We start from the raw sequence: 19,042 nt of genomic DNA, 5'->3' as shown, positions 1-19,042 counted from the left end.
GATGAAGCTCACCATTTTGCGCAGTTGCCTCATTGCTTCATTGCTGATGATTTTGGCAGCCTGTAGTCCAAAGCCAGAGTTCAAAAATATTGATATCACTGGTGGCACAGCGTTTGGTAAGGACTTTAGTTTGCTGGACCCTGATGGCAAGCTTAGAACGCTCAATGACTTTAAAGGTAAAGTTGTTGTGATGTTCTTCGGCTACACTCAGTGCCCTGATGTTTGCCCAACTACTTTGACTGAAATGCAGCAGGTCATGACCTTATTGGGGCCGCAGTCAGATAAGGTGCAGGTGCTATTTGTAACGGTTGATCCTGAGCGTGATACGGCCACCATTCTGAAGCAATACGTTCCCTCGTTTGATGCCCGTTTTCTTGGCTTACGCCCAGCAGATGAAGTCGCGTTAGAAAAGGTTACCAAAGACTTCAAAATTTATTACAAGAAAGTGCCAGGAACTAGCCCAGGTTCATACACCATCGACCACACGGCGGGTAGTTATGCGTTTGATCCCGAAGGGCGCTTACGTTTATATATCAAGCATGCGCAAGGTCCGGAGACCTTGGCGCATGACTTGAAAGAACTTCTAAAGTAAGTTGCTAAGGCTGCTTAAGCCGCTTCAGCTTGCAACATGCCACGCATCTTTTTGAGGGCGGCTGTTTCAATTTGACGCACACGTTCTGCAGAGATGCCATATTCTGCAGCAAGGTCATGCAAAGTCTTAGTGCCATTACCGTCAGCATCCATAGTTAACCAACGTGACTGCACAATATTACGACTGCGTTCGTCCAAAGCCATCAAGGCTTGATCTAATTTAGGACCTTGTAATGCATCGGCTTCTACATGAGCAATACGTTCAGTGGGCTCTTGACTGTTATCAGCAAGCCATTGTATTGGTGCATAGGCAGCTTCTTCATCACTGTCATCGCCCTCAAGGGCAACATCGCCACCAGCAAGACGCATTTCCATTTCTTTAACGTCCGAGCCTTTCACATCGAGGGCTTTTGCTAATGCATCAACCTCACCAGGAGTGAGTACGCTCAAGGTGGGTTTGTTGCTGCGTAAGTTAAAAAATAATTTGCGTTGTGCTTTAGTCGTTGCCATCTTGACCAAACGCCAATTCTTGAGAATGTACTCATGAATTTCTGCTTTGATCCAATGGATTGCATATGACACTAAACGGGCGCCATTGTTTGGGTCGTAACGTTTCACTGCTTTCATCAAGCCGATGTTGCCTTCTTGAATGAGATCAGCATGCGGAATGCCATAGCCAAGATATTGGCGTGCAACAGAAACGACGAGACGCAAATGGGAGAGCACCAAAGTTTTAGCGGCTTCTACATTTTCAGTACGACGAAACTCCTGCGCTAGATGCAGCTCTTCTGCAGCGCTCAGCATCGGCACACGATTCACGTACGCAATGTATGAGTCAAGAGTGCCAACCCCAAGGGATGGCAGCATAGGAAATGCAGACGCCGCTGCAGCCTGCGCTACAGGCAGCCTTTGCATATTCGGTTTGTCAGATTTCTTTTGAACCATTTTTTTATTAATAGAAAAAGTTAATAGGAGTCTATTTTAGCACTCTTGTCAAGAGAGTGCTAATGCTTTGTATAGTCTGTTAGTTATTGAATTAATTGAATAATTCTGAAGAATATTGCCCGGGAGTAAATGGGACTAAATCTTCAATACCCTCTCCTTTACCAAGCGCCAAGACTGCTGGTGCGGGGCTATCTTTGAGGGTGTTGGCAAGGGCGCAGATAACGCCGCCTTTAGCGGTGCCATCGAGCTTGGTAACAATGATTCCAGTGAGCCCCAGGGCAGCATGAAATGCCTTCACTTGGCTTAAGCCATTCTGACCAGTATTGCCATCTAAAACCAAGAGAGTGTGGTGAGGGGCCCCAGGAAGGGCTTTGCCGATGACCCTCTTCACCTTTTTTAACTCTTCCATAAGGTGGTCTTGGGTGGCAAGGCGTCCTGCAGTATCAATAATCAGAATATCGGTTTTACGAGAGATCGCCGAGTGGATTGCATCATGTGCAACTGCTGCTGCATCACCCCCCTCTTGAGTAATGACATCAACTTGGTTGCGACCACCCCATTCCTGAAGTTGATTGCGCGCTGCTGCTCTAAAAGTGTCACCTGCAGCCAAGAGTACTGATTTACCTTGAGACTGAAAGCGCCTGCAAAGTTTGCCAATAGTGGTAGTTTTACCTGCGCCATTAACGCCAACGACCAACCAAACTTCTGGAATAGTATCTTGCTGGCTTGAAAATAAAGGGTTTGGTGATGCTTCTAAAACCTGCAATAGGTCTCCAACCTCTTGAATGAGTAGTGCCTGAAGTTCTTCTGGACTGGAGGCTTGTTCAGACTTTGCTGCTTTGCGCAGTTTGCCGATCAATTGCTCAGTCGTCGGCAGCCCCACATCACTTTGAATCAGTGATTCTTCTAGGGCATCAAACCAAGCTTCGTCAGTCTTGCTAGATTTGAATAGGGATCCGAGGGTTTTACGTAAGCCGAACATAATCGATACAATTTAATCCTTGCATCTTATCAATTTAATTCTTGGGATATGGTGATTCAGCAGATGCGTTCTAATTTACTCCGAATTTCTTTCCTATTTTTACTGTTTGCGCCATTGTCTTGGGCTACAGGCAAAGATCAGGCGGATACACACGAATTTCAGTTAAGTAATGGACTGAAGCTCATAGTGAGGGAAGACCATCGTGCCCCAACTGTGGCCCATATGGTTTGGTATCGCGCAGGTTCGATGGATGAGATCAATGGTCGAACTGGTGTGGCGCATGTCCTTGAGCACATGATGTTTAAGGGAACTGACAAGGTGAAAGCAGGTGAGTTTTCACGTTTAGTAGCAGCGGTTGGTGGGCGTGAAAATGCATTTACTTCTCGCGATTACACCGCTTACTTTCAGCAAGTTGAAAAATCAAAGTTGGATGAAGTGATTAAGCTAGAAGCAGATCGAATGTCCAACTTAAATTTTGATGACGCTGAGTTCTTAAAAGAAATTCAGGTAGTGATGGAGGAGCGGCGTTTACGCACTGAAGATAATCCTAATAGCCTTCTCAATGAATCGCTCATGGCAACCGCTTATATGAGCTCACCATATCGTCATCCTGTAGTTGGCTGGATGAATGATTTACAGAATATGACAGCTTCTGATGCAAGGGATTGGTACCGCAATTGGTATAAGCCAAATAATGCAACTGTAGTCATTACTGGTGATGTTGATGCCATGAAAGTCTTGGCATTGGTAGAAAAATATTATGGCGCCGTTCCTGTACAAGAGCTACCAGTGCGTAAGCCACAAGTCGAGCCACCGCAAAAAGGAGTAAAGCAAGTTCAAGTGAAGGCACCGGCAGATAGCGCGCAATTGGCGATGGCTTGGAAAGCACCGCGTCTTGAGCCTGGCAAGCTGGATAATCCTGAGCCATATGCACTTGAGTTGTTAACCGCAGTGCTGGATGGTTATGACAATGCACGCTTGAATCGCACGTTAGTAAAGCAAGAAAAGATCGTGAACGATGTAGGTGTTAGTTATGACATGGTCTCTCGTGGACCCGAGTTATTTCTGATTAGTGCCACTATGACTAAAGGAAAAACGGTTTCACAGGCACAGGCGAGCATTCGCAAAGCGTTGGATGAGATCAAGCAAAAAGGGATTTTGGAGTCTGAACTCAAGCGCATTAAGGTGCGCATTCTTTCAGAACAAATTTATAAGAGAGATTCTATTTTTGGTCAGGCGATGGAAATTGGCAGTACTGAAATGGCTGGATTTTCTTGGAAGGATATTGACTATATGCTGGAGAAAATGCAAACCATTACTCCGGAGCAAGTCCAAGCGGTTGCCAAAAAATACTTGGTCGATGAAGGCTTGACGATTGCTGTACTCGATCCACAGGCACGCAAGACCGTTGGTAAGGAGGGCAAATAATGAGAGCCCTCACGAAAATCGTTTCATCCTATTTTTTAGCTTTTGGTTTCATCGCTAGTGCAAATGCCATATTGCCAATTGAAAAACTGGATGCTTATAAAGGTGCCAAAGCTTTTCTAGTACAAACCAAAGCATTGCCGATGGTTGATATTGAGGTCAGCATAGATGCCGGCGATCGTTATGATCCTGCTGGCAAAAGTGGCTTAGCCGACATGACCGCAGGCCTGATGAATTATGGGGTACGTGGCGATAGGGGCTTGTTAAATGAGGCCCAAATTGCGGATGAGATTGCTGATTTGGGTGCAAATATTGGTTTATCAGTTAGTGGCGAGCGCGCCATTTTGCGTATCCGGACTTTAAGTAGAAAAGATTTGCGTGATCGGGCTGTGCAATTGGCAGCCTCTATGTTGAGTTCGCCCACCTATGATGCCAATATTCTTGCGCGGGAAAAACAAAGAACTATCACCAGCTTGCTTGAAGCAGAAACTAAACCAGAGTATGTTTTAGAGCGCCGTTTCAAAAAAATGGTCTACGGAGCTTATCCTTTGGCTGATACTCCCTCAGTAAAATCGGTTGGTGCGATTACTGCTACAGACTTACAGCAGTTTCATAAACAGTTTTATCGTGGCGATCGGATGATCGTCAGCATTGTGGGTGACGTAAATTCGACTCAGGCAAATGAAGTCGTACAAATGTTATTAAAAAGAATTCCGCAATCAGGATCAGCAATTGCGCCTCTACCTGAACTTCAACGTTCACCCGTAGAGCCTTTGGCTCAGCGAGAGGTACAGATTCCATTTGATTCTCAGCAAGCCCATATCGCGATGGGTATGACGGCAGTAGCGAGGAATAATCCTGATTATTTCCCCTTACTTGTAGGAAATTACATTTTGGGTGGCGGTGGATTTGTGTCCCGTTTGATGAACGAGGTTCGTGAGAAGCGTGGCCTTGCCTATAGTGTTTTTAGTTATTTCGCTCCAGGCAAAGCTAGCGGTATTTTTCAGGCCGGTCTACAGACCAAGAGTGATCAGGGTTCTATGGCGCTTGGGGTGATGAGTGACACTATTGCAAAATTTATTACGGATGGTCCGACCGTCAGTGAACTTGCTGCAGCAAAAGCCAATTTGATCAATGGTTATCCATTACGTATTGATAACAATCGCAAACTCTTGGATAACGTCTCCTCTATCGCATGGAATGATTTGCCACTTGATACGATGGAAGTCTGGACTAAACAAATTGAGGCTGTTAGTTTGGAGCAGGTGACTGCTGCATTCCAAAAATATCTGGCGATGGATCGAATGAAGATTGCAGTCTTGGGGGCTCAAAATAAATAAGTCAAAGCCGATGAAGGCAGAGCCGCCAAAGAAAGTGCGCATTATCGGTGGTATATGGAGAAGTCGCCAGTTAATCGTCTTAGATTTACCAGGTTTGCGACCTTCTACAGATCGTATTCGAGAAACTCTATTCAACTGGCTTGGTCAAGATTTGACAGGCCTCACTTCTTTGGACTTATTTGCAGGAACGGGCGCTCTTGGTTTTGAGGCAGCCTCACGGGGTGCAGATTTGGTAGTGCTTCTCGAAAAAGATAAAAAGACCCATGCGAACTTAGTGTCTAATTTTGCGCTGTTGCAATCCTCGCCAGTATCTGCAGTGGTAGAAATTTTGCAGCGAGACAGTGTGGAGTTCTTAAGTCAACAGCCTGACCGCTCAACGAATCTGATTTTTATTGATCCTCCTTTTCAGGATGGGACATTACTTGACCGTGCTGTCATCGAAGCTGGCAGAATTTGTGATGACTCCATCGGGGGCGGAATTTATGTGGAATTTCCCTCAAATCGTCCTCGTGAAGAGATAGAAGCCCTACTGCCAAGCTGGCATTGTGGAAAATACTTAGAGGCTGGGCAGGTAAAAGCCTGTCTATTTCGGAGTGTAAGGGGCTAAACTCTTGCCTATAGCCGTTAAAGCCTTAGGAGAGTTATGACTGTCGCTGTCTACCCTGGAACATTTGACCCATTTACACGTGGTCACGAGGATTTGGTTCGTCGAGCATCTAGTATTTTTGATAAGTTGATTGTTGGTGTTGCCTCAAGTCGTAGCAAGCATCCTTTTTTCACTTTGGATGAGCGGATTGATATTGCTAAGGAAGTGCTTGGGCATTACTCCAATGTGAAGGTGGTTGGCTTTCAAGGTTTGCTAAAAGATTTTGCGCGCGAGCACAATGCACGCGTTATCGTGCGTGGCTTGCGTGCGGTATCTGACTTTGAGTATGAGTTTCAGATGGCAGGGATGAATCGTTATTTACTACCTGATGTAGAAACCCTGTTTTTAACTCCATCTGATCAGTACCAATTTATCTCTGGTACCTTTGTGCGTGAGATTGCGTCTATGGGTGGCGATGTCAGTAAGTTCGTTTTCCCGTCTGTGGAAAAGTGGCTTGTTCAAAAGATTGCGGCTGCCAATCAAAATTCTAAGTAAAGCCATCGAGTAAAAAATGGCTTTAATGATTACCGACGAATGCATCAATTGCGATGTGTGTGAGCCAGAATGCCCCAACGATGCAATCTATATGGGGCTAGAGATTTATGAGATTGACCCCAGTAAATGTACTGAGTGTGTGGGTCACTATGATGCGCCCCAGTGCCGTCAGGTATGTCCAGTAGACTGCATCCCCTTTAACCCCGCACATACTGAAACCCAAGAGCAGTTAATGGTGAAGTTCAAGCTATTAACTGCCGCCAAAAAAGCGAATTCAGTTTAACTAAGCAGCTTAGCCCTTAGAGTGCAGTTCCATCATGGCAGTTTGGGTATCGCCTTTTAAAAATAGCGGCAAAATTTGTAAACCATTTTCAATGCTGGTGTTGATGAGTTTTTGTTCCGCTAATTGCGGTCTACGTAAAACATAGTCAGCAACCTCCATCGGACGACCCTCACCAGCCACATCCCTTGGGTGCCCGATACCTAGACGCAGACGCCAGTAGTCAGGCGTGCCTAGGTGTGCTTGAATATCTTTGAGACCATTGTGTCCACCAGTGCCACCACCAAGCTTGATGCGTGCTGTTCCCGGTTTGAGATCAAGTTCGTCTTGCACTACCAAAATATCTGCAGGTGTAATTTTGTGAAAGCGACAAAGAGCTCCAACGGCTTGGCCACTCAGGTTCATGTAGGTGCCAGGCTTAAGTAAAAAGAGATCTTCACCTTCCCATTTCGCTTTAGCTACTTTTCCATGAAAACGTTTTTCTGATTCAAAGCGAGCGTTCAATTGTTTTGCCAAGACGTCGACAAACCAGAAGCCAGCATTGTGCCGATCTTCTTCATGTTCATCCCCAGGATTTCCCAGGCCAACAATTAATTTCATCATGATGAGAGTGTAAAGATATAAGTTGATTTCTACAAAAAGAGCAAAGGGATAAAAAGAAAGCCCGCTTGCGCGGGCTTCTCTCGCAAACAGATGACTTAATGAATTAAGCCTTATCCTTTGCATCAGCAGCAGGCGCAGCTGCTGGAGCTGCAGCGGCTGCAGGTGCAGCTTCTTCAGTCTCAGCGGCTTTAACAGCTGGAATACGTGCGTTTGCAAGCACTGGGTTTTCTTGCTCAACATGCAATACCAAAGTAACGCCTTTTGGCAATGTCAGGTCTTTCGCATGAACAGAATGACCCACTTCAATTTTGCTCAAGTCCACTTCAATGAACTCTGGTAAGTCTGCTGGTAAGCAAGAAATTTCGATGTCATTGAGGATGTGACTAATAACAGCACCTTGCAATTTCACAGCAGCCGATGTGTCAGCATTAGTGAAGTGCAATGGAATGCGCATGTGAACTTTCTCAGTCGCAGAAACGCGCTGGAAGTCAATGTGCAAAACCAATGGCTTAAATGGATGCATTTGGTAATCGCGTAACAACACTTTTTGTGTTTTGCCACCAATTTCCAAATCCAAAATGGATGAGTGGAATGCTTCCTTGCGGAGAGCATGGAACAACGCGTTATGGTCTAACTCAATGACCAAGGCTGGATCTTTACTACCGTAAACGATTCCCGGAGTCTTGCCGGAATTGCGCAGACGGCGGCTCGCACCCGTTCCCTGTACGCTTCTTTCAAAGGCTACAACTTTCATATTCAATTTCCCTATTAAGGTTAATTTCCGTTCGCGACCAAACAGAAAAGCCTTCGATTATATCGTGTGAATGGGGATTTTTGCCTACAAATGCTCAAAAAACGCCTAAGAACCCGCAAAAAACGGGGTAAAACAGGGTTTTTTGCTTATTCGGCAAACATAGACATGACTGAATCGCCCTTGCTAATACGAGAAAGGGTCTCTGCTAGCAATGGCGCTACGGTCAATTGACGGATTTTGCTCACTTTGGACGCTTCTGCAGTCAATGGGATCGTGTCGGTAACAACCAGTTCATCCAATTCGGAGGCGGCAATTCGAGCCACTGCACCGCCTGATAGAACAGCGTGAGTACAGTAAGCGGTAACTCCCTTCGCACCACGCTCTTTAAGCGCTTCAGCAGCCTTACAAAGGGTTCCGCCGGTATCAATGATGTCATCCATGATCACGCAATGGCGACCTTCTACTTCGCCAATGAGGTGCATTACTTCCGATACATTGGCTTTAGGGCGACGTTTATCAATAATCGCCAAGTCTGTACCTAATTGTTTTGCCATGGCACGGGCGCGCACTACACCGCCGATATCTGGGGAAACAATAATCAGATCTTTTTTTGTCTTTTGCGCTTCCAGATCGGCCAAGAGAACGGGTGAGGCATAAATGTTATCTACCGGGATATCAAAAAAGCCCTGAATTTGGTCAGCATGGAGGTCCATGGTCAGAACACGCTCAATACCAGCGACCGATTGCAGCATATTTGCCACGATGCGGGCAGAGATTGCAACGCGGGCGGAGCGTGGACGACGGTCTTGGCGGGCGTAACCGAAGTACGGAATCACCGCAGTGATGCGGCTTGCAGAGGCTCGCTTCAAGGCATCAATCATGATCATCAATTCCATCAAGCTGTCATTGGTTGGTGCACAGGTTGATTGAATGACCACGACATTTTTGCCGCGAACGTTTTCTTGAATTTCTACTTGAATCTCGCCGTCCGAGAAACGACCTACAAAGGCTTTACCCATCGGCAAATTGAGCTCTTTGGCTACAGCCTCAGCCAAAACCGGATTTGCGTTGCCTGTAAATAAAGTCAATAAATCTGTGTTTGTGGAGGACATAGTCTTAAGGATTTTGAGGGGTCAAAAGGTTTTCTTTGTCATTTCTACAGTAATTGGCAGGGGAAGAAGGATTCGAACCTTCGCATGCTGGAATCAAAATCCAGTGCCTTAACCAGCTTGGCGATTCCCCTTCGGATCAATCTGAAGAAATCAAATTGTAAGCTGGATTTTTATTTAGCCCCCGAACAACCCGACCTATCCACCCTTTAGGAAGATTTTGTAGAAGATTTTCCAGTTTTGCGACATTCATCTTAGAGTCTAAGACTGTAAACACGCTACTTCCAGAGCCTGACATACGGGGCTCAGAGCCCGGTACTGCCTGACTAATCCAATCCAAAGCTTGCTTCACTTCAGGACAAATCCGCATCGCTACTGCCTGACAATCATTTGAAAGATCGGACCATGGCGATGCAAGAAAGCCATCTATTGTAATCTGACCGTGATTTCGGGTCAATTCAGGGTCCTGAAAAATGCTGATAGTAGGAATCCCTTGATTGGGGAAGATCACTAAAAAATCACGAGTTTCCAGGGCAATTTCTTGAATTTGTTCGCCAATACCTTCAACAAATGCATTTTTGCCAAAAATGAAAAATGGTACATCTGCCCCGAGCTGAAGACCAAGTTCGCAAAGTGTCTTTTGGTTTAACTTGAGATTCCAGAGGGTATTTAAACCAATTAAGGTGGTGGCAGCATCGGAAGATCCGCCACCCATTCCAGCCCCCATGGGGATTTCTTTTTGCAGGCCAATCTCAACCCCAGATTCAATCTGGCAAAAGTCTTTTAATAGTTTGGCAGCTCTGACCACTAAATCATTTTCGGGTTCTACTCCCGAAATGGGATCGATACGAAGAATCTCATTTTGGGGGATCAGTTTTAAGTGGATCGTGTCACACCAATCAATTAACTGAAAGACGGATTGTAGTAAGTGATAGCCATCTGCTCTTCGACCAACAATGTGAAGAAATAAATTCAGCTTGGCTGGTGAGCGTAGCGTTAAGGATTGATAACTGATTTCACTCATTCGGGCTATCAAAGACTAGGCGAATATCAATCGATCCAATATTCGAGCTGCGAGTCATACTTAATTTCTCAAGACGGTTTTTATTACCCCAGGTATAAATTAAGTCCCAGCCATCCTGGTTAATTTTGCTCACTTGCCCTTTGGCATTTCTTTCTATGCTTGCTTCGCTACCGGGCCTTACTTCGCCTCTGAGCCAGTTTGATAAACCTCTTGCTGGTAATGGAAGTCCCAAAGTGTTTTGAACGAGGGTGTCTGCATCAATTGCTGTGACTACTTGTCCTTCACGTTCAAGAGTCGCTTCGCCCGGCATGATGGTAATTTTTGCGATGGATCCACCAACAGGATTGCGTATCTCTAAAACGTCTTTGAGTTGCTCTTGGGTGAGCGTAAAGCCACCTGATCCACCTTGATTGTGAGCATCGGTAAGTCCAGTAACTTTAACGGCAAAGCGGCCATCCCAAGAGCCTGCAGAAGCTTGATCAGCGTTTGACCAATCTTGTTTTAAGCGCTTGAGCGTTTCTTTAAGTGTGGGATTATTAGCGTCTAATTTTTGAGCCTGTTGCCACATCTCCTCTGCTTCAGTGCGGCGACCCATTGCCCACAATACCTCACCAGTATGTGCCGCAATATCAGCTTCCGGTTTCATTCTGAAGGCTTGTTGAAGTTGCTCTAGAGCCAATTCATTTTTTCCAAGACGGAAGTTGACCCAGCCTAAGCTATCTAAAATGAAGCTGTCCTTAGGGGAGAGTTGGTGCGCTTTAGTGATGAGTGCAAATGCTTCGGGTAGTTTGATGTTGCGGTCGGCAAAAGAATAGCCCAAAGCATTTAAAGAATTCGCATCATTTGGATTCTTGCGCAAAATTTCCCGCAAGGTTTTTTCCATCACATCTAAGCGGCCTACTTTTTCTGCTGACATGGCATAGGTATAAAGCAACGCTGGATCCTTGGGGGTCGGTTTTACAGTAGACGTAATTTCATAGAAAGCCCGTAGAGCATCTGACTCATCTTTGGCTTTACTGAGCAAAGCTTGCAGTTGCAGTAGTGTATTTTCTTGCTGCGCTGGAGTTTGTTGGCGCAATAACGCGATGGCAGGTTTGACGGCATCTGACCAGCGATTATTTAAAACCAGCAACGTAATCAAAACTTCTTTGGGTTTGGTTTGGGATGCTGGAGACAAACTATCCCAAGTTTTAGCAGCATTTAAAGCTAATTCAGGCGAGCCACCTGCAATCCCAATTTCCATCGCCCTTTGGGCCAAGCGAGGATCCTTGAATTGACGTGCCATTTCCATATAGGTGTTGTAGGCTAGGCCCGCTTCGCCTCTTTGCAGGGCAATTTCTGAAGCTAAGACTTCAAAAACTGCCTGCCCCGTTTGGATATCGTCGGTTTGTGCAGATGCCTGACCAGGCAGGGCGCTTGCGTAAGCGATGGAGAAGAGTAATAAACCCTTCAAATAGGATTTAAGTAACAATTTGCTCATAAGCACATTCTAATCTGCGAATCTACAATTGATTTATGCCAGAACTTCCAGAAGTTGAAGTCACCCGCTTGGGAATTGCCCCTCACCTTCAGGGGCGCGTGATTAGTGCCGTCAAAATCCTTGATGGGCGTTTACGTTGGCCTGTCCCTAGCACCCTGACTAAGATTTTGCCTGGTCAAAAAGTGCACACCATTGAAAGGCGCGGAAAGTACCTCTTAATTGAGCTGGATATAGGGCATCTATTGATTCATTTGGGAATGACAGGCACCTTACGGGTATTGCCCAGCTCTGATCTTTTGAAGTTGCATGATCGAGTGACTGTAGAGTTTGGGAAGTTAAGTTTACGTTTGCATGACCCCAGAAAATTTGGTGCAGTGTTGTGGCATCCAAGAACTAAAGGTCCGATAGAGAAAAATGTTCTATTACAAAAGTTAGGGGTAGAGCCTTTTTCAACAGAATTTGCTGGAGAGCTTGGCGCTGAAATTTTGTATCGGGCATCACGCAAGCGCACCGTCGCTGTTAAGCAATTTCTGCTGGCTGGCCAAGCGGTCGTTGGTGTTGGAAATATTTATTGCTCCGAGAGTTTGTTTGAGGCAGGCATTCATCCTGCTAAGGCTGCTGGAAAACTCACGCGCCCTCAATGTGTTCGTCTAGCTGAAGCAGTGAGATTGATTTTGAAAAAAGCCATTGCTGCTGGCGGCAGTAGCTTGAAAGATTTTGTGAACAGTGATGGCGATCCAGGACATTTTATGGTGCAAACCAAAGTCTATGATCGTAAAGATGAACCCTGTAAAGTTTGTAAAACACCCATCAAGCAAATTGTGCAGGGACAGCGCTCCACTTATTTTTGCCCTACATGTCAAAAGCGCTAATCACTACTTTTTCTGAAAAGTTGATTGCTTGGCATGCACGCAGTGGCCGCTCAGGTCTGCCTTGGCAAGGCAATCGAGACCCTTATGCAGTCTGGGTTTCAGAAATCATGCTACAACAAACTCAGGTAGCTACTGTTCTAGAGCGCTACCCTCGCTTTATGAAGCGCTTTCCAACGGTTAAAAAATTAGCAGCTGCTCATATCGATGAAGTGCTGGCTGAGTGGGCTGGCTTGGGTTATTACTCTCGCGCTCGAAATTTACATGCGTGTGCCCAGCAAGTGATGCAACAATTTGCTGGGCAATTTCCGGGCGATCCAGTTTTACTCGAGCAACTCAAGGGGATTGGTCGGTCAACCGCAGGCGCAATCGCTGCTTTTGCTTTCCATGCAAGAGCACCAATTCTAGATGCAAATGTCAAAAGAATTTTGGCGCGCTTATTTGCTGTAGAAGGCACGCTACAAGACAAGGCGGTAAATGACCATTTATGGGAGCTAGCTAATCAGCTCTTGCCAAGCAAGCCTCAGGATATGCCGGTGTATACCCAAGCATTAATGGACTTTGGCGCTACTTGGTGTACTGCTCGTAAACCAGTTTGTCTTAGGGGTGAAAAAAAATGCCCATTTGAAAAATACTGCCAAGCAAATTTAAGCAATCAAGTATTGGCGTTACCGAAAAAGGCAATAAAAGCAAAGTCACCCGAGTTTGACTGCGACATGCTCTTAGTCAGGCATGGCAATGCGATTCTGCTACAAAAGCGCCCAAGCAAGGCAATTTGGGGTGGATTATGGTCTTTACCAGAATCTATCTGGGTGGCGAAATCCACTCCTCGAAAAGCGGCACCAAGCCTCAAGAGCTTGTTGGAAGCGGCTTTACCTGAAGAAAAGACAGCTATATGGCTAAAGGCTTGTAAGTCGGTCCAAGTAGGTCCTCAAATTAAGCATGTCTTTACCCATCGACGTTTGTGGATGCAGATTTGGGATGTGAATGCTTTAAAAAGCGTAGAGCCTGAAAGTGCAAATCTGCAGTGGGTACCCTTGAGCCAATTAGGGCGCTATGGCCTACCGCAGCCGATTAAGATTTTGCTGCAGGGATTGAGTCTAGCTCGCGATGACGGTCTAAAAAATTAAGCTGTAGATCAATCAATTCTCTTTGGGTGCGGAAGTGTTCGCTAATTCGATTCACAAGATAGACCGAGCGATGCTGACCACCGGTACAACCAATTGCAACCGTTAAGTAACTGCGTCCGTCAGCAATGTAGTGCGGCAACCATTTCTCAATAAATTGTGTAATGTCACTTTCCATGCTAATGACTTCTGGAATTTTTTCTAGAAATTCTTTTACGGGTTTATCGTTCCCTGTTAGGGGCCTTAAGATTTTGTCGTAATGGGGGTTGGGCAAGCAACGAACATCAAAGACGAGATCTGCTTCGCTAGGCACGCCTTTTTTAAATCCAAAGGATTCAAAAATGACTGTCAAACCAACGGGCTTATCTTTCAGTAGGTCCTGAATCCAAGTGCGTAGGGCGTGAGATGGTAGGTTACTAGTATCAATGCTATGAGCTTGCGTGCGCAGGGGTTCAAGCAAGCTTCGTTCTTTATTAATCGCTTCTATCAATGTCGCCGATTGGGATTGCCTGGCATTCGTTGATAAGGGATGTCGTCGGCGAGTTTCTGAAAAGCGCTGTACCAAGGTATTGGTATCTGCATTTAAGAATAAGATGCGTACTTGGTGCGTACGCTTCAGATTTTCAAGAATGAAAGGAAGCTCTGCAATCGATTGGCCACGACGTGCATCAATAGCTACTGCTACGCGCTCGCACTTTTCGCTTTCAAGAGTGCTGATAAGGTTTTCTAGGAGCGAGACGGGAAGGTTATCGACGCAATCATAGCCAGCATCTTCAAAGGCCCTCAGGGCTACTGATTTACCTGAGCCTGAGATTCCGGTAATCAGATTAATTTGCATGACTTAAAGCAAGCGCCCTTGGGATTTAATCGCATCTGTCTCGGCGTTCATTTGCGCTCGTTGACGCTCTATAAATTCTTTGAGGGTATCAATACCGCGTAATTGCAAAATTGTATTGCGGACTGCAGCCTCTACTAGTACCGCTAAGTTGCGTCCAGCAGCCACTTGAATTTTTACCGTTCGAATCGGAATTCCTAAAACATCGATATGTTGAGCTTCCAGTGGCAATCTTTCAAATTCACCATCGGTTCGTCGAACCAATTGCACAATAAGGCGCAGTTTTAATTTTCGACGAACGGCTGTTTCACCAAAAATCGTACGAATGTCCAAGAGGCCAAGTCCGCGCACCTCAAGAAGATTGCGAAGAATTACGGGGCAACGACCTTCAATATAGTCGGGTCCTAAGCGTGCAAAATCTACCGCATCATCAGCAACTAAACCATGCCCGCGAGAAATCAATTCCAAACCTAACTCACTTTTGCCTAAGCCAGATTCACCCGTTAATAAAACGCCCAAGCCTAAGATGTCCATAAACACCCCGTGCATCGTAATTTGCGGAGCGCCAATTTTGGTGAGATAGGTGCGCAAATGGTCAATGACTTCTGCGGCTGAAATACTCGTGGTAAACAGCGGGGTGGATGAGCGTTGGCAGAATAGTTGTAGATCTGGATCTGCGGACTTGCCATCAGCCACAATGACACAAGGCGGAGTTTTAGAAATTAGGTTAGCAATTTGCTCTTGTTTTTGTTCGGGCTCAAGCGCTGCGTGATAGTCAACTTCTTGTACACCAAAAATTTGGATGCGACTTGGGTGAATCAGATTTAAGTGACCCACCAAGTCTGAGCTGGCTGCAGCAGCTTTGACTGCCTCAGGTGGAAAGGTGCGATCAGCACCTTCAAGGCCGCTAATCCAGGAGAGCTTCAGATCAGAAACATTGTCATCAAAGATTTGTTGCGCAGTTACTCGATCGAGGAGTAATGGCTGGGTCATTTTGTATTACCCCATTGCTGCAATAGTTCACAGACTGATGTGGGGTCGGTAGCAGAAATCAATTTTTCTCTTGCCTCTGAATCTGATAGCAGTTGTGCGATAGAGGAGAGAATTTCTAAATGTTGTTGGGTTGCCTTTTCTGGAACCAACAAAAAAATGAGGATCGACACAAGCTCACCATCAGGCGCTGCAAATTCGATCGGGTCTTTCAACTTCATGAAGGCTGCAGTGGGTTGCTTCAGGCCTTTTACACGACCGTGAGGAATCGCAACACCAGCCCCGAGGGCTGTTGAGCCTAAGTCTTCGCGGGCATTGAGAAACTCTACTACTGAGCTTGCATCAATACCAACTTGCTTGGCAAACAACTCCCCAGCGGCTGCAAAAGCATCAGCCCTGTTTTTGGCGGGGTTATCTAATGCAATGCAGTCTGGGTTAAAGAGATTAGTCAGCACATTCATTACAGATGATTATAGGTGTCCTCACGCTCATGCTTACTCAAAATGCTTTTCGTGATGATGATCTTGAATCTTTTCTTTGTGTTTCACAACCTGGCGCTCAAGCTTATCGACCACTGCATCCATAGCGTGATAGAGATCAGCATTATGTGCCTCAGCGAACAGTTCTTTGCCTTTGAGGTGAATCGTGATTTCGGCACTTTGACGGAGATCTTTTTCTTTGGCGTTATCAATCACTAAAAAGGCAGATGCATCAATGACGTGATCGAAGTGCTTGCGAATTTTAGCTAACCCAGCCTCAAGATGCGTACGCATAGCAGGGGTAACTTCTACATGACGGCTATTAATTTTTAAATTCATGAGCAACTCCTTATATCAACGCGTGCGCATAGCAATACCGAGGGTGCGCAGCAAGCCCCTGTCTTTTTGAGCTGTTTTTTTGGAAAGTGAACCATGAACCTCCAGCGTATCAGCGAATTTGCCGAAAACCAAGAGGGGAAAGTACTTTTTATTACTTATACGGACAGATGCCTTGTCTGGCTTACATCCGGAAGTTTTCGCCTAAGTAGACTCTGCGGACAGCATCATTTTGAATAATTTGATCGGGCTTGCCTTCTGCTAGAACGCTTCCTTCGCTAATGATGTAGGCGTGGTCGCAGATACCCAAGGTTTCTCGAACGTTATGGTCGGTAATCAACACGCCAATCTGACGATCTCGTAAGAATCGAACAATCCGCTGAATTTCCCCTACGGCAATAGGGTCAACTCCTGCAAATGGTTCATCGAGCAAGATAAATTTTGGTTGGGACGCTAATGCTCTCGCGATTTCAACACGGCGACGCTCTCCTCCAGACAATGACAGGGCTGGATTATTGCGGAGGTGGCCAATTTGTAGTTCGCCTAATAATTCATCTAGACGGTCCGCAATTTCGCCTTTGCTTAAGGGTTTTCCACCTTGGACTTGGAGCTCTAGGACTGCTTGTATATTCTCAGCAACGTTGAGCTTTCTAAAAACAGAAGCCTCTTGAGGAAGGTAAGAGAGCCCCATACGCGCTCGCTCATGAATAGGAAGATGGGTGATATTGACCCCATCTAAAATAATTTGACCGGCGTCCAGTGGCACCAGCCCAACAATCATGTAGAACGACGTCGTTTTACCCGCACCGTTTGGACCCAATAGTCCAACTACTTCACCACATTCCACTTCAATCGAAACATCTCGTACTACTGTTCGAGAGCCATAACGTTTTTGAAGATTGCTAGCGATGAGTGTTGCTTTGGGATGGTTTTGAGCTAAATCCGTTGTCATTTCTCTAATGTGGCTTTTCGTCTTGGTGAAAGGATTGCTCTAGCTAAAGGCAAGTCCTCCGCTTTTGCATTGGCGGGAGGTGTTACACGATAGCGCTCTTTAATATCATCGTACTCAATTTTCCAGCCCTGCAGTTGATCGAGCATCTGCATATTCAGAGAGCGCTTAAGACTGGCTTCTCCTGTGATAGTCAGAATCTCAGTCTTGGCATTGTAGGTAACTTGAGTCCCGCGTCCTTGTATAAATTCATCGGCAGGACCTTCTCTGCGCTGCCTGAAACTTGCAGTAGTGTCGGCGGATCCTTTGACATCAACTAATTCATAGCCTTCAGGATCCACTTGAATATGACCATCTTCGCCTGTAACGATAATGCTGCCTTTAATCAATAAAACTTGACCTTTTAAGTCATACACCTGCTGTACATCATTTACTGAAACTTTTTCAGCCTCAAGAATGATGGGCTTGTCTTGATCGGCTTTCTCGGCGTTAGCAATAGGGCTCAGCACCAGTAAGGAGAGGGTGAATCCAATATGAAGTAGGCGATGCATGGTAAACATTTTATTGTGCACCCCGAGGAGCGCGTTCGATTCGACCTTTAACTTGACCGGAAAGTGTCATGCTTTGTTGAATGTTGTCGAATGTTCCACCTTCTGTCGAGTTCATGATCGACATGCCTTGCTCTAATGTGATTGGCCGATCAGTTTTAACGATATCGTCGTTAATCAAGACCTTGAAATAACTAGACGAGGCCAGCATCCGTAAGCTTGCAGGCTCTGTGGCAGTAGCTGCTTGTTGGGGTCTAAAGATAGAAGCATTATCAAAGAGCTCCAAGATTGTTAGGTCACCATCTAGATGACCGGTATTCGATTTGACAGTCACAGGAGCTTTGTCTGGCTGAAAGAGGCGCATCCGTGGAGCATCAATATCAATGGAGGCATCGTCATCATAGTGAGTCACTTTATTGCCCAAAATTCTGTACTTGGTATTGCCTTGTTCGTTTAAAGCGGAAAGAGTGCCGTTTTTAATAATGTAGTCAGGCTCATGCAGGCGAATGCGTTCAAGTATTGAGCTTTCTGGAGGAGTATTTTTTTTAACCAACCAAAAAGTCATGAGGGTTAAGGCACCCATCAATAGCAAAGGCATGAGGCCCAGCAATGTACGCCCAATGTTGAGTTTGATCCGTTGAGAATTCAATTGCATTGCTTATTGACGAGCCTGGCTGAGCAATTCCTCGTAGCGGCTTTGTGCCTTGAGAATCAGATCACACACTTCTCTAACGGCGCTATTGCCACCCGCATGCGTAGTGACATAATGTGCAAATTCTTTCACAGCTTCATGCGCTTGCGCAGGAGCAATTCGTAGTCCAGCGTTTTTCATCATGGCTAGATCTGGCCAGTCATCACCCATGACAGCGCAGTCACTGGCTTTCAGTCCAAGTGTTTTTAGAACTTCTTCTAAAGCTAACGCTTTATTTTCAACACCCATATGAACCTGTTTGATGCCTAATTCATCACAGCGCGCTAAGACCATTTTGGAGTTTCTGCCCGTGATGATGGCTGTCGGAATACCACATTGCTCTAAAAGTTTGATCCCTAGACCATCTTGAATATCAAATGCCTTTAAAGATTCTTTACCATCAGCACCAATCCATACCTGCCCGTTGGTGAGGACCCCATCAACATCTAAAACTAGCAACTTCACTTTGCCAGCGCGCTCCCATGCTTGTGGATACTGTGAAAGAGGGTTGGTGTTGTGTGTAGTAAAAGCGTTGGGCATAAGT

The 19,042-nt window shown here is 45.7% G+C and carries 23 protein-coding genes and 1 tRNA gene; 8 read left to right on the top strand and 16 right to left on the bottom strand.

What is annotated here, in order from left to right; all coding sequences use genetic code 11:
* Position 1: 1 nt before the first annotated feature.
* On the top strand, positions 2–592 hold the full coding sequence (locus ICN35_RS09375; protein ID WP_215295919.1) for an SCO family protein: 591 nt from the start codon (positions 2–4) through the stop codon (positions 590–592).
* A 14-nt stretch (positions 593–606) separates the two neighbouring features.
* Here ICN35_RS09375 and rpoH read toward each other — a convergent pair whose 3' ends face one another.
* Together rpoH and ftsY are read right to left on the bottom strand one after the other, a co-directional pair.
* A complete protein-coding gene (gene rpoH, locus ICN35_RS09370) occupies positions 607–1,536 on the bottom strand; it encodes an RNA polymerase sigma factor RpoH (protein ID WP_216127029.1) in 930 nt (309 codons plus the stop codon).
* Positions 1,537–1,627: 91 nt separating this feature from the next.
* Complete coding sequence (gene ftsY / locus ICN35_RS09365) at positions 1,628–2,518, bottom strand: signal recognition particle-docking protein FtsY (RefSeq protein WP_216127027.1); 891 nt, start codon at positions 2,516–2,518, stop codon at positions 1,628–1,630.
* A gap of 63 nt (positions 2,519–2,581) precedes the next feature.
* On the opposite strand from ftsY, the gene ICN35_RS09360 reads away from it, so the two are divergent.
* Genes ICN35_RS09360 through ICN35_RS09340 form a run of 5 tightly spaced genes read left to right on the top strand, consistent with a single transcriptional unit; the run spans position 2,582 to position 6,707 of the window.
* On the top strand, positions 2,582–3,946 hold the full coding sequence (locus ICN35_RS09360) for a pitrilysin family protein (RefSeq protein ID WP_216127026.1): 1,365 nt from the start codon (positions 2,582–2,584) through the stop codon (positions 3,944–3,946).
* Entirely contained in the window at positions 3,946–5,283 is a 1,338-nt protein-coding gene (locus ICN35_RS09355) for a pitrilysin family protein (RefSeq protein ID WP_216127023.1), read from the top strand. Before ICN35_RS09360 ends, ICN35_RS09355 begins: the two co-directional genes overlap by 1 nt.
* A gap of 10 nt (positions 5,284–5,293) precedes the next feature.
* On the top strand, positions 5,294–5,890 hold the full coding sequence (gene rsmD / locus ICN35_RS09350; RefSeq protein WP_216127020.1) for a 16S rRNA (guanine(966)-N(2))-methyltransferase RsmD: 597 nt from the start codon (positions 5,294–5,296) through the stop codon (positions 5,888–5,890).
* Between the two features lie 36 nt (positions 5,891–5,926).
* Positions 5,927–6,424, top strand: coding sequence for a pantetheine-phosphate adenylyltransferase (gene coaD / locus ICN35_RS09345; RefSeq protein WP_215295913.1), 498 nt, complete (start codon positions 5,927–5,929; stop codon positions 6,422–6,424).
* A 16-nt stretch (positions 6,425–6,440) separates the two neighbouring features.
* Positions 6,441–6,707 carry a YfhL family 4Fe-4S dicluster ferredoxin gene (locus ICN35_RS09340; RefSeq protein WP_216127017.1) on the top strand — a complete coding sequence of 89 codons (267 nt, stop codon included), beginning with the start codon at positions 6,441–6,443 and terminating at the stop codon, positions 6,705–6,707.
* 9 nt (positions 6,708–6,716) lie between these two features.
* Here ICN35_RS09340 and pth read toward each other — a convergent pair whose 3' ends face one another.
* From pth to ICN35_RS09310, 6 genes are all read right to left on the bottom strand, one after another.
* Positions 6,717–7,307: an aminoacyl-tRNA hydrolase gene (pth, locus tag ICN35_RS09335; protein WP_216127014.1), complete on the bottom strand. Its 591-nt coding sequence runs from the start codon at positions 7,305–7,307 to the stop codon at positions 6,717–6,719.
* Between the two features lie 103 nt (positions 7,308–7,410).
* The gene (locus tag ICN35_RS09330; RefSeq protein ID WP_215295910.1) at positions 7,411–8,061 is read right to left on the bottom strand and encodes a 50S ribosomal protein L25/general stress protein Ctc; all 651 of its coding nucleotides are present in this window, start codon (positions 8,059–8,061) and stop codon (positions 7,411–7,413) included.
* 146 nt (positions 8,062–8,207) lie between these two features.
* The gene (locus ICN35_RS09325; protein ID WP_216127002.1) at positions 8,208–9,173 is read right to left on the bottom strand and encodes a ribose-phosphate pyrophosphokinase; all 966 of its coding nucleotides are present in this window, start codon (positions 9,171–9,173) and stop codon (positions 8,208–8,210) included.
* A gap of 54 nt (positions 9,174–9,227) precedes the next feature.
* Positions 9,228–9,304 (bottom strand) — tRNA-Gln (locus ICN35_RS09320).
* A 5-nt stretch (positions 9,305–9,309) separates the two neighbouring features.
* Positions 9,310–10,194: a 4-(cytidine 5'-diphospho)-2-C-methyl-D-erythritol kinase gene (ispE, locus tag ICN35_RS09315; RefSeq protein WP_216127000.1), complete on the bottom strand. Its 885-nt coding sequence runs from the start codon at positions 10,192–10,194 to the stop codon at positions 9,310–9,312.
* Positions 10,187–11,674 (bottom strand): outer membrane lipoprotein LolB, encoded by a 1,488-nt coding sequence (locus ICN35_RS09310; RefSeq protein WP_216126998.1) that lies wholly within the window; start codon positions 11,672–11,674, stop codon positions 10,187–10,189. Before ICN35_RS09310 ends, ispE begins: the two co-directional genes overlap by 8 nt.
* Before the next feature lie 35 nt (positions 11,675–11,709).
* Between ICN35_RS09310 and mutM the strand changes: the two genes are divergently transcribed.
* Positions 11,710–12,546, top strand: a complete 837-nt coding sequence (mutM, locus tag ICN35_RS09305) for a bifunctional DNA-formamidopyrimidine glycosylase/DNA-(apurinic or apyrimidinic site) lyase (RefSeq protein ID WP_216126996.1) — start codon at positions 11,710–11,712, stop codon at positions 12,544–12,546.
* Positions 12,531–13,673, top strand: coding sequence for an A/G-specific adenine glycosylase (gene mutY / locus ICN35_RS09300; protein WP_216126993.1), 1,143 nt, complete (start codon positions 12,531–12,533; stop codon positions 13,671–13,673). Before mutM ends, mutY begins: the two co-directional genes overlap by 16 nt.
* Here mutY and rapZ read toward each other — a convergent pair.
* The 8 genes from rapZ to ICN35_RS09260 all read right to left on the bottom strand — a co-directional run bounded on the left by rapZ (position 13,618) and on the right by ICN35_RS09260 (position 19,038).
* A complete protein-coding gene (gene rapZ / locus ICN35_RS09295; protein ID WP_216126991.1) occupies positions 13,618–14,508 on the bottom strand; it encodes an RNase adapter RapZ in 891 nt (296 codons plus the stop codon). The two genes, mutY and rapZ, sit on opposite strands and share 56 nt — an antisense overlap.
* A 3-nt stretch (positions 14,509–14,511) precedes the next feature.
* Positions 14,512–15,498: an HPr(Ser) kinase/phosphatase gene (gene hprK / locus ICN35_RS09290; protein WP_216126990.1), complete on the bottom strand. Its 987-nt coding sequence runs from the start codon at positions 15,496–15,498 to the stop codon at positions 14,512–14,514.
* Complete coding sequence (locus ICN35_RS09285; protein ID WP_215295902.1) at positions 15,495–15,956, bottom strand: PTS sugar transporter subunit IIA; 462 nt, start codon at positions 15,954–15,956, stop codon at positions 15,495–15,497. Before ICN35_RS09285 ends, hprK begins: the two co-directional genes overlap by 4 nt.
* A 33-nt stretch (positions 15,957–15,989) precedes the next feature.
* Positions 15,990–16,313, bottom strand: coding sequence for a ribosome hibernation-promoting factor, HPF/YfiA family (gene hpf, locus ICN35_RS09280; RefSeq protein ID WP_215295901.1), 324 nt, complete (start codon positions 16,311–16,313; stop codon positions 15,990–15,992).
* A gap of 181 nt (positions 16,314–16,494) precedes the next feature.
* Positions 16,495–17,262: an LPS export ABC transporter ATP-binding protein gene (lptB, locus tag ICN35_RS09275; protein WP_215295900.1), complete on the bottom strand. Its 768-nt coding sequence runs from the start codon at positions 17,260–17,262 to the stop codon at positions 16,495–16,497.
* Positions 17,259–17,810 carry a lipopolysaccharide transport periplasmic protein LptA gene (gene lptA / locus ICN35_RS09270; RefSeq protein ID WP_255535786.1) on the bottom strand — a complete coding sequence of 184 codons (552 nt, stop codon included), beginning with the start codon at positions 17,808–17,810 and terminating at the stop codon, positions 17,259–17,261. The genes lptB and lptA overlap by 4 nt, the downstream gene beginning before the upstream one ends.
* A 10-nt stretch (positions 17,811–17,820) precedes the next feature.
* Positions 17,821–18,462, bottom strand: a complete 642-nt coding sequence (gene lptC, locus ICN35_RS09265; RefSeq protein WP_216126982.1) for an LPS export ABC transporter periplasmic protein LptC — start codon at positions 18,460–18,462, stop codon at positions 17,821–17,823.
* Between the two features lie 3 nt (positions 18,463–18,465).
* Positions 18,466–19,038, bottom strand: coding sequence for an HAD family hydrolase (locus ICN35_RS09260; RefSeq protein ID WP_216126979.1), 573 nt, complete (start codon positions 19,036–19,038; stop codon positions 18,466–18,468).
* Positions 19,039–19,042: the final 4 nt, after the last annotated feature.

The sequence above is a fragment of the Polynucleobacter sp. es-GGE-1 genome (assembly GCF_018882005.1).
Taxonomy (GTDB): Bacteria; Pseudomonadota; Gammaproteobacteria; order Burkholderiales; family Burkholderiaceae; genus Polynucleobacter.
Note: the sequence above shows the minus strand (reverse complement) of the source record. Positions and strands in the feature narration are given on the sequence as shown.

What these genes read in the sequence shown, in the direction of transcription:
- pth (WP_216127014.1), bottom strand. Translation starts at nt 7,307, where the DNA reads ATGATGAAATTAATTGTTGGCCTGGGAAATCCTGGGGATGAACATGAA.
- ICN35_RS09375 (WP_215295919.1), top strand. Translation starts at nt 2, where the DNA reads ATGAAGCTCACCATTTTGCGCAGTTGCCTCATTGCTTCATTGCTGATG.
- lptC (WP_216126982.1), bottom strand. Translation starts at nt 18,462, where the DNA reads ATGCAATTGAATTCTCAACGGATCAAACTCAACATTGGGCGTACATTG.
- rsmD (WP_216127020.1), top strand. Translation starts at nt 5,294, where the DNA reads ATGAAGGCAGAGCCGCCAAAGAAAGTGCGCATTATCGGTGGTATATGG.
- hpf (WP_215295901.1), bottom strand. Translation starts at nt 16,313, where the DNA reads ATGAATTTAAAAATTAATAGCCGTCATGTAGAAGTTACCCCTGCTATG.
- ICN35_RS09340 (WP_216127017.1), top strand. Translation starts at nt 6,441, where the DNA reads ATGGCTTTAATGATTACCGACGAATGCATCAATTGCGATGTGTGTGAG.
- ispE (WP_216127000.1), bottom strand. Translation starts at nt 10,194, where the DNA reads ATGAGTGAAATCAGTTATCAATCCTTAACGCTACGCTCACCAGCCAAG.
- ICN35_RS09285 (WP_215295902.1), bottom strand. Translation starts at nt 15,956, where the DNA reads ATGAATGTGCTGACTAATCTCTTTAACCCAGACTGCATTGCATTAGAT.
- hprK (WP_216126990.1), bottom strand. Translation starts at nt 15,498, where the DNA reads ATGACCCAGCCATTACTCCTCGATCGAGTAACTGCGCAACAAATCTTT.
- ICN35_RS09360 (WP_216127026.1), top strand. Translation starts at nt 2,582, where the DNA reads ATGCGTTCTAATTTACTCCGAATTTCTTTCCTATTTTTACTGTTTGCG.
- ICN35_RS09355 (WP_216127023.1), top strand. Translation starts at nt 3,946, where the DNA reads ATGAGAGCCCTCACGAAAATCGTTTCATCCTATTTTTTAGCTTTTGGT.
- mutY (WP_216126993.1), top strand. Translation starts at nt 12,531, where the DNA reads ATGTCAAAAGCGCTAATCACTACTTTTTCTGAAAAGTTGATTGCTTGG.
- mutM (WP_216126996.1), top strand. Translation starts at nt 11,710, where the DNA reads ATGCCAGAACTTCCAGAAGTTGAAGTCACCCGCTTGGGAATTGCCCCT.
- rapZ (WP_216126991.1), bottom strand. Translation starts at nt 14,508, where the DNA reads ATGCAAATTAATCTGATTACCGGAATCTCAGGCTCAGGTAAATCAGTA.
- ICN35_RS09330 (WP_215295910.1), bottom strand. Translation starts at nt 8,061, where the DNA reads ATGAAAGTTGTAGCCTTTGAAAGAAGCGTACAGGGAACGGGTGCGAGC.
- rpoH (WP_216127029.1), bottom strand. Translation starts at nt 1,536, where the DNA reads ATGGTTCAAAAGAAATCTGACAAACCGAATATGCAAAGGCTGCCTGTA.
- ICN35_RS09260 (WP_216126979.1), bottom strand. Translation starts at nt 19,038, where the DNA reads ATGCCCAACGCTTTTACTACACACAACACCAACCCTCTTTCACAGTAT.
- coaD (WP_215295913.1), top strand. Translation starts at nt 5,927, where the DNA reads ATGACTGTCGCTGTCTACCCTGGAACATTTGACCCATTTACACGTGGT.
- ftsY (WP_216127027.1), bottom strand. Translation starts at nt 2,518, where the DNA reads ATGTTCGGCTTACGTAAAACCCTCGGATCCCTATTCAAATCTAGCAAG.
- lptA (WP_255535786.1), bottom strand. Translation starts at nt 17,810, where the DNA reads ATGCATCGCCTACTTCATATTGGATTCACCCTCTCCTTACTGGTGCTG.
- ICN35_RS09310 (WP_216126998.1), bottom strand. Translation starts at nt 11,674, where the DNA reads ATGAGCAAATTGTTACTTAAATCCTATTTGAAGGGTTTATTACTCTTC.
- lptB (WP_215295900.1), bottom strand. Translation starts at nt 17,262, where the DNA reads ATGACAACGGATTTAGCTCAAAACCATCCCAAAGCAACACTCATCGCT.
- ICN35_RS09325 (WP_216127002.1), bottom strand. Translation starts at nt 9,173, where the DNA reads ATGTCCTCCACAAACACAGATTTATTGACTTTATTTACAGGCAACGCA.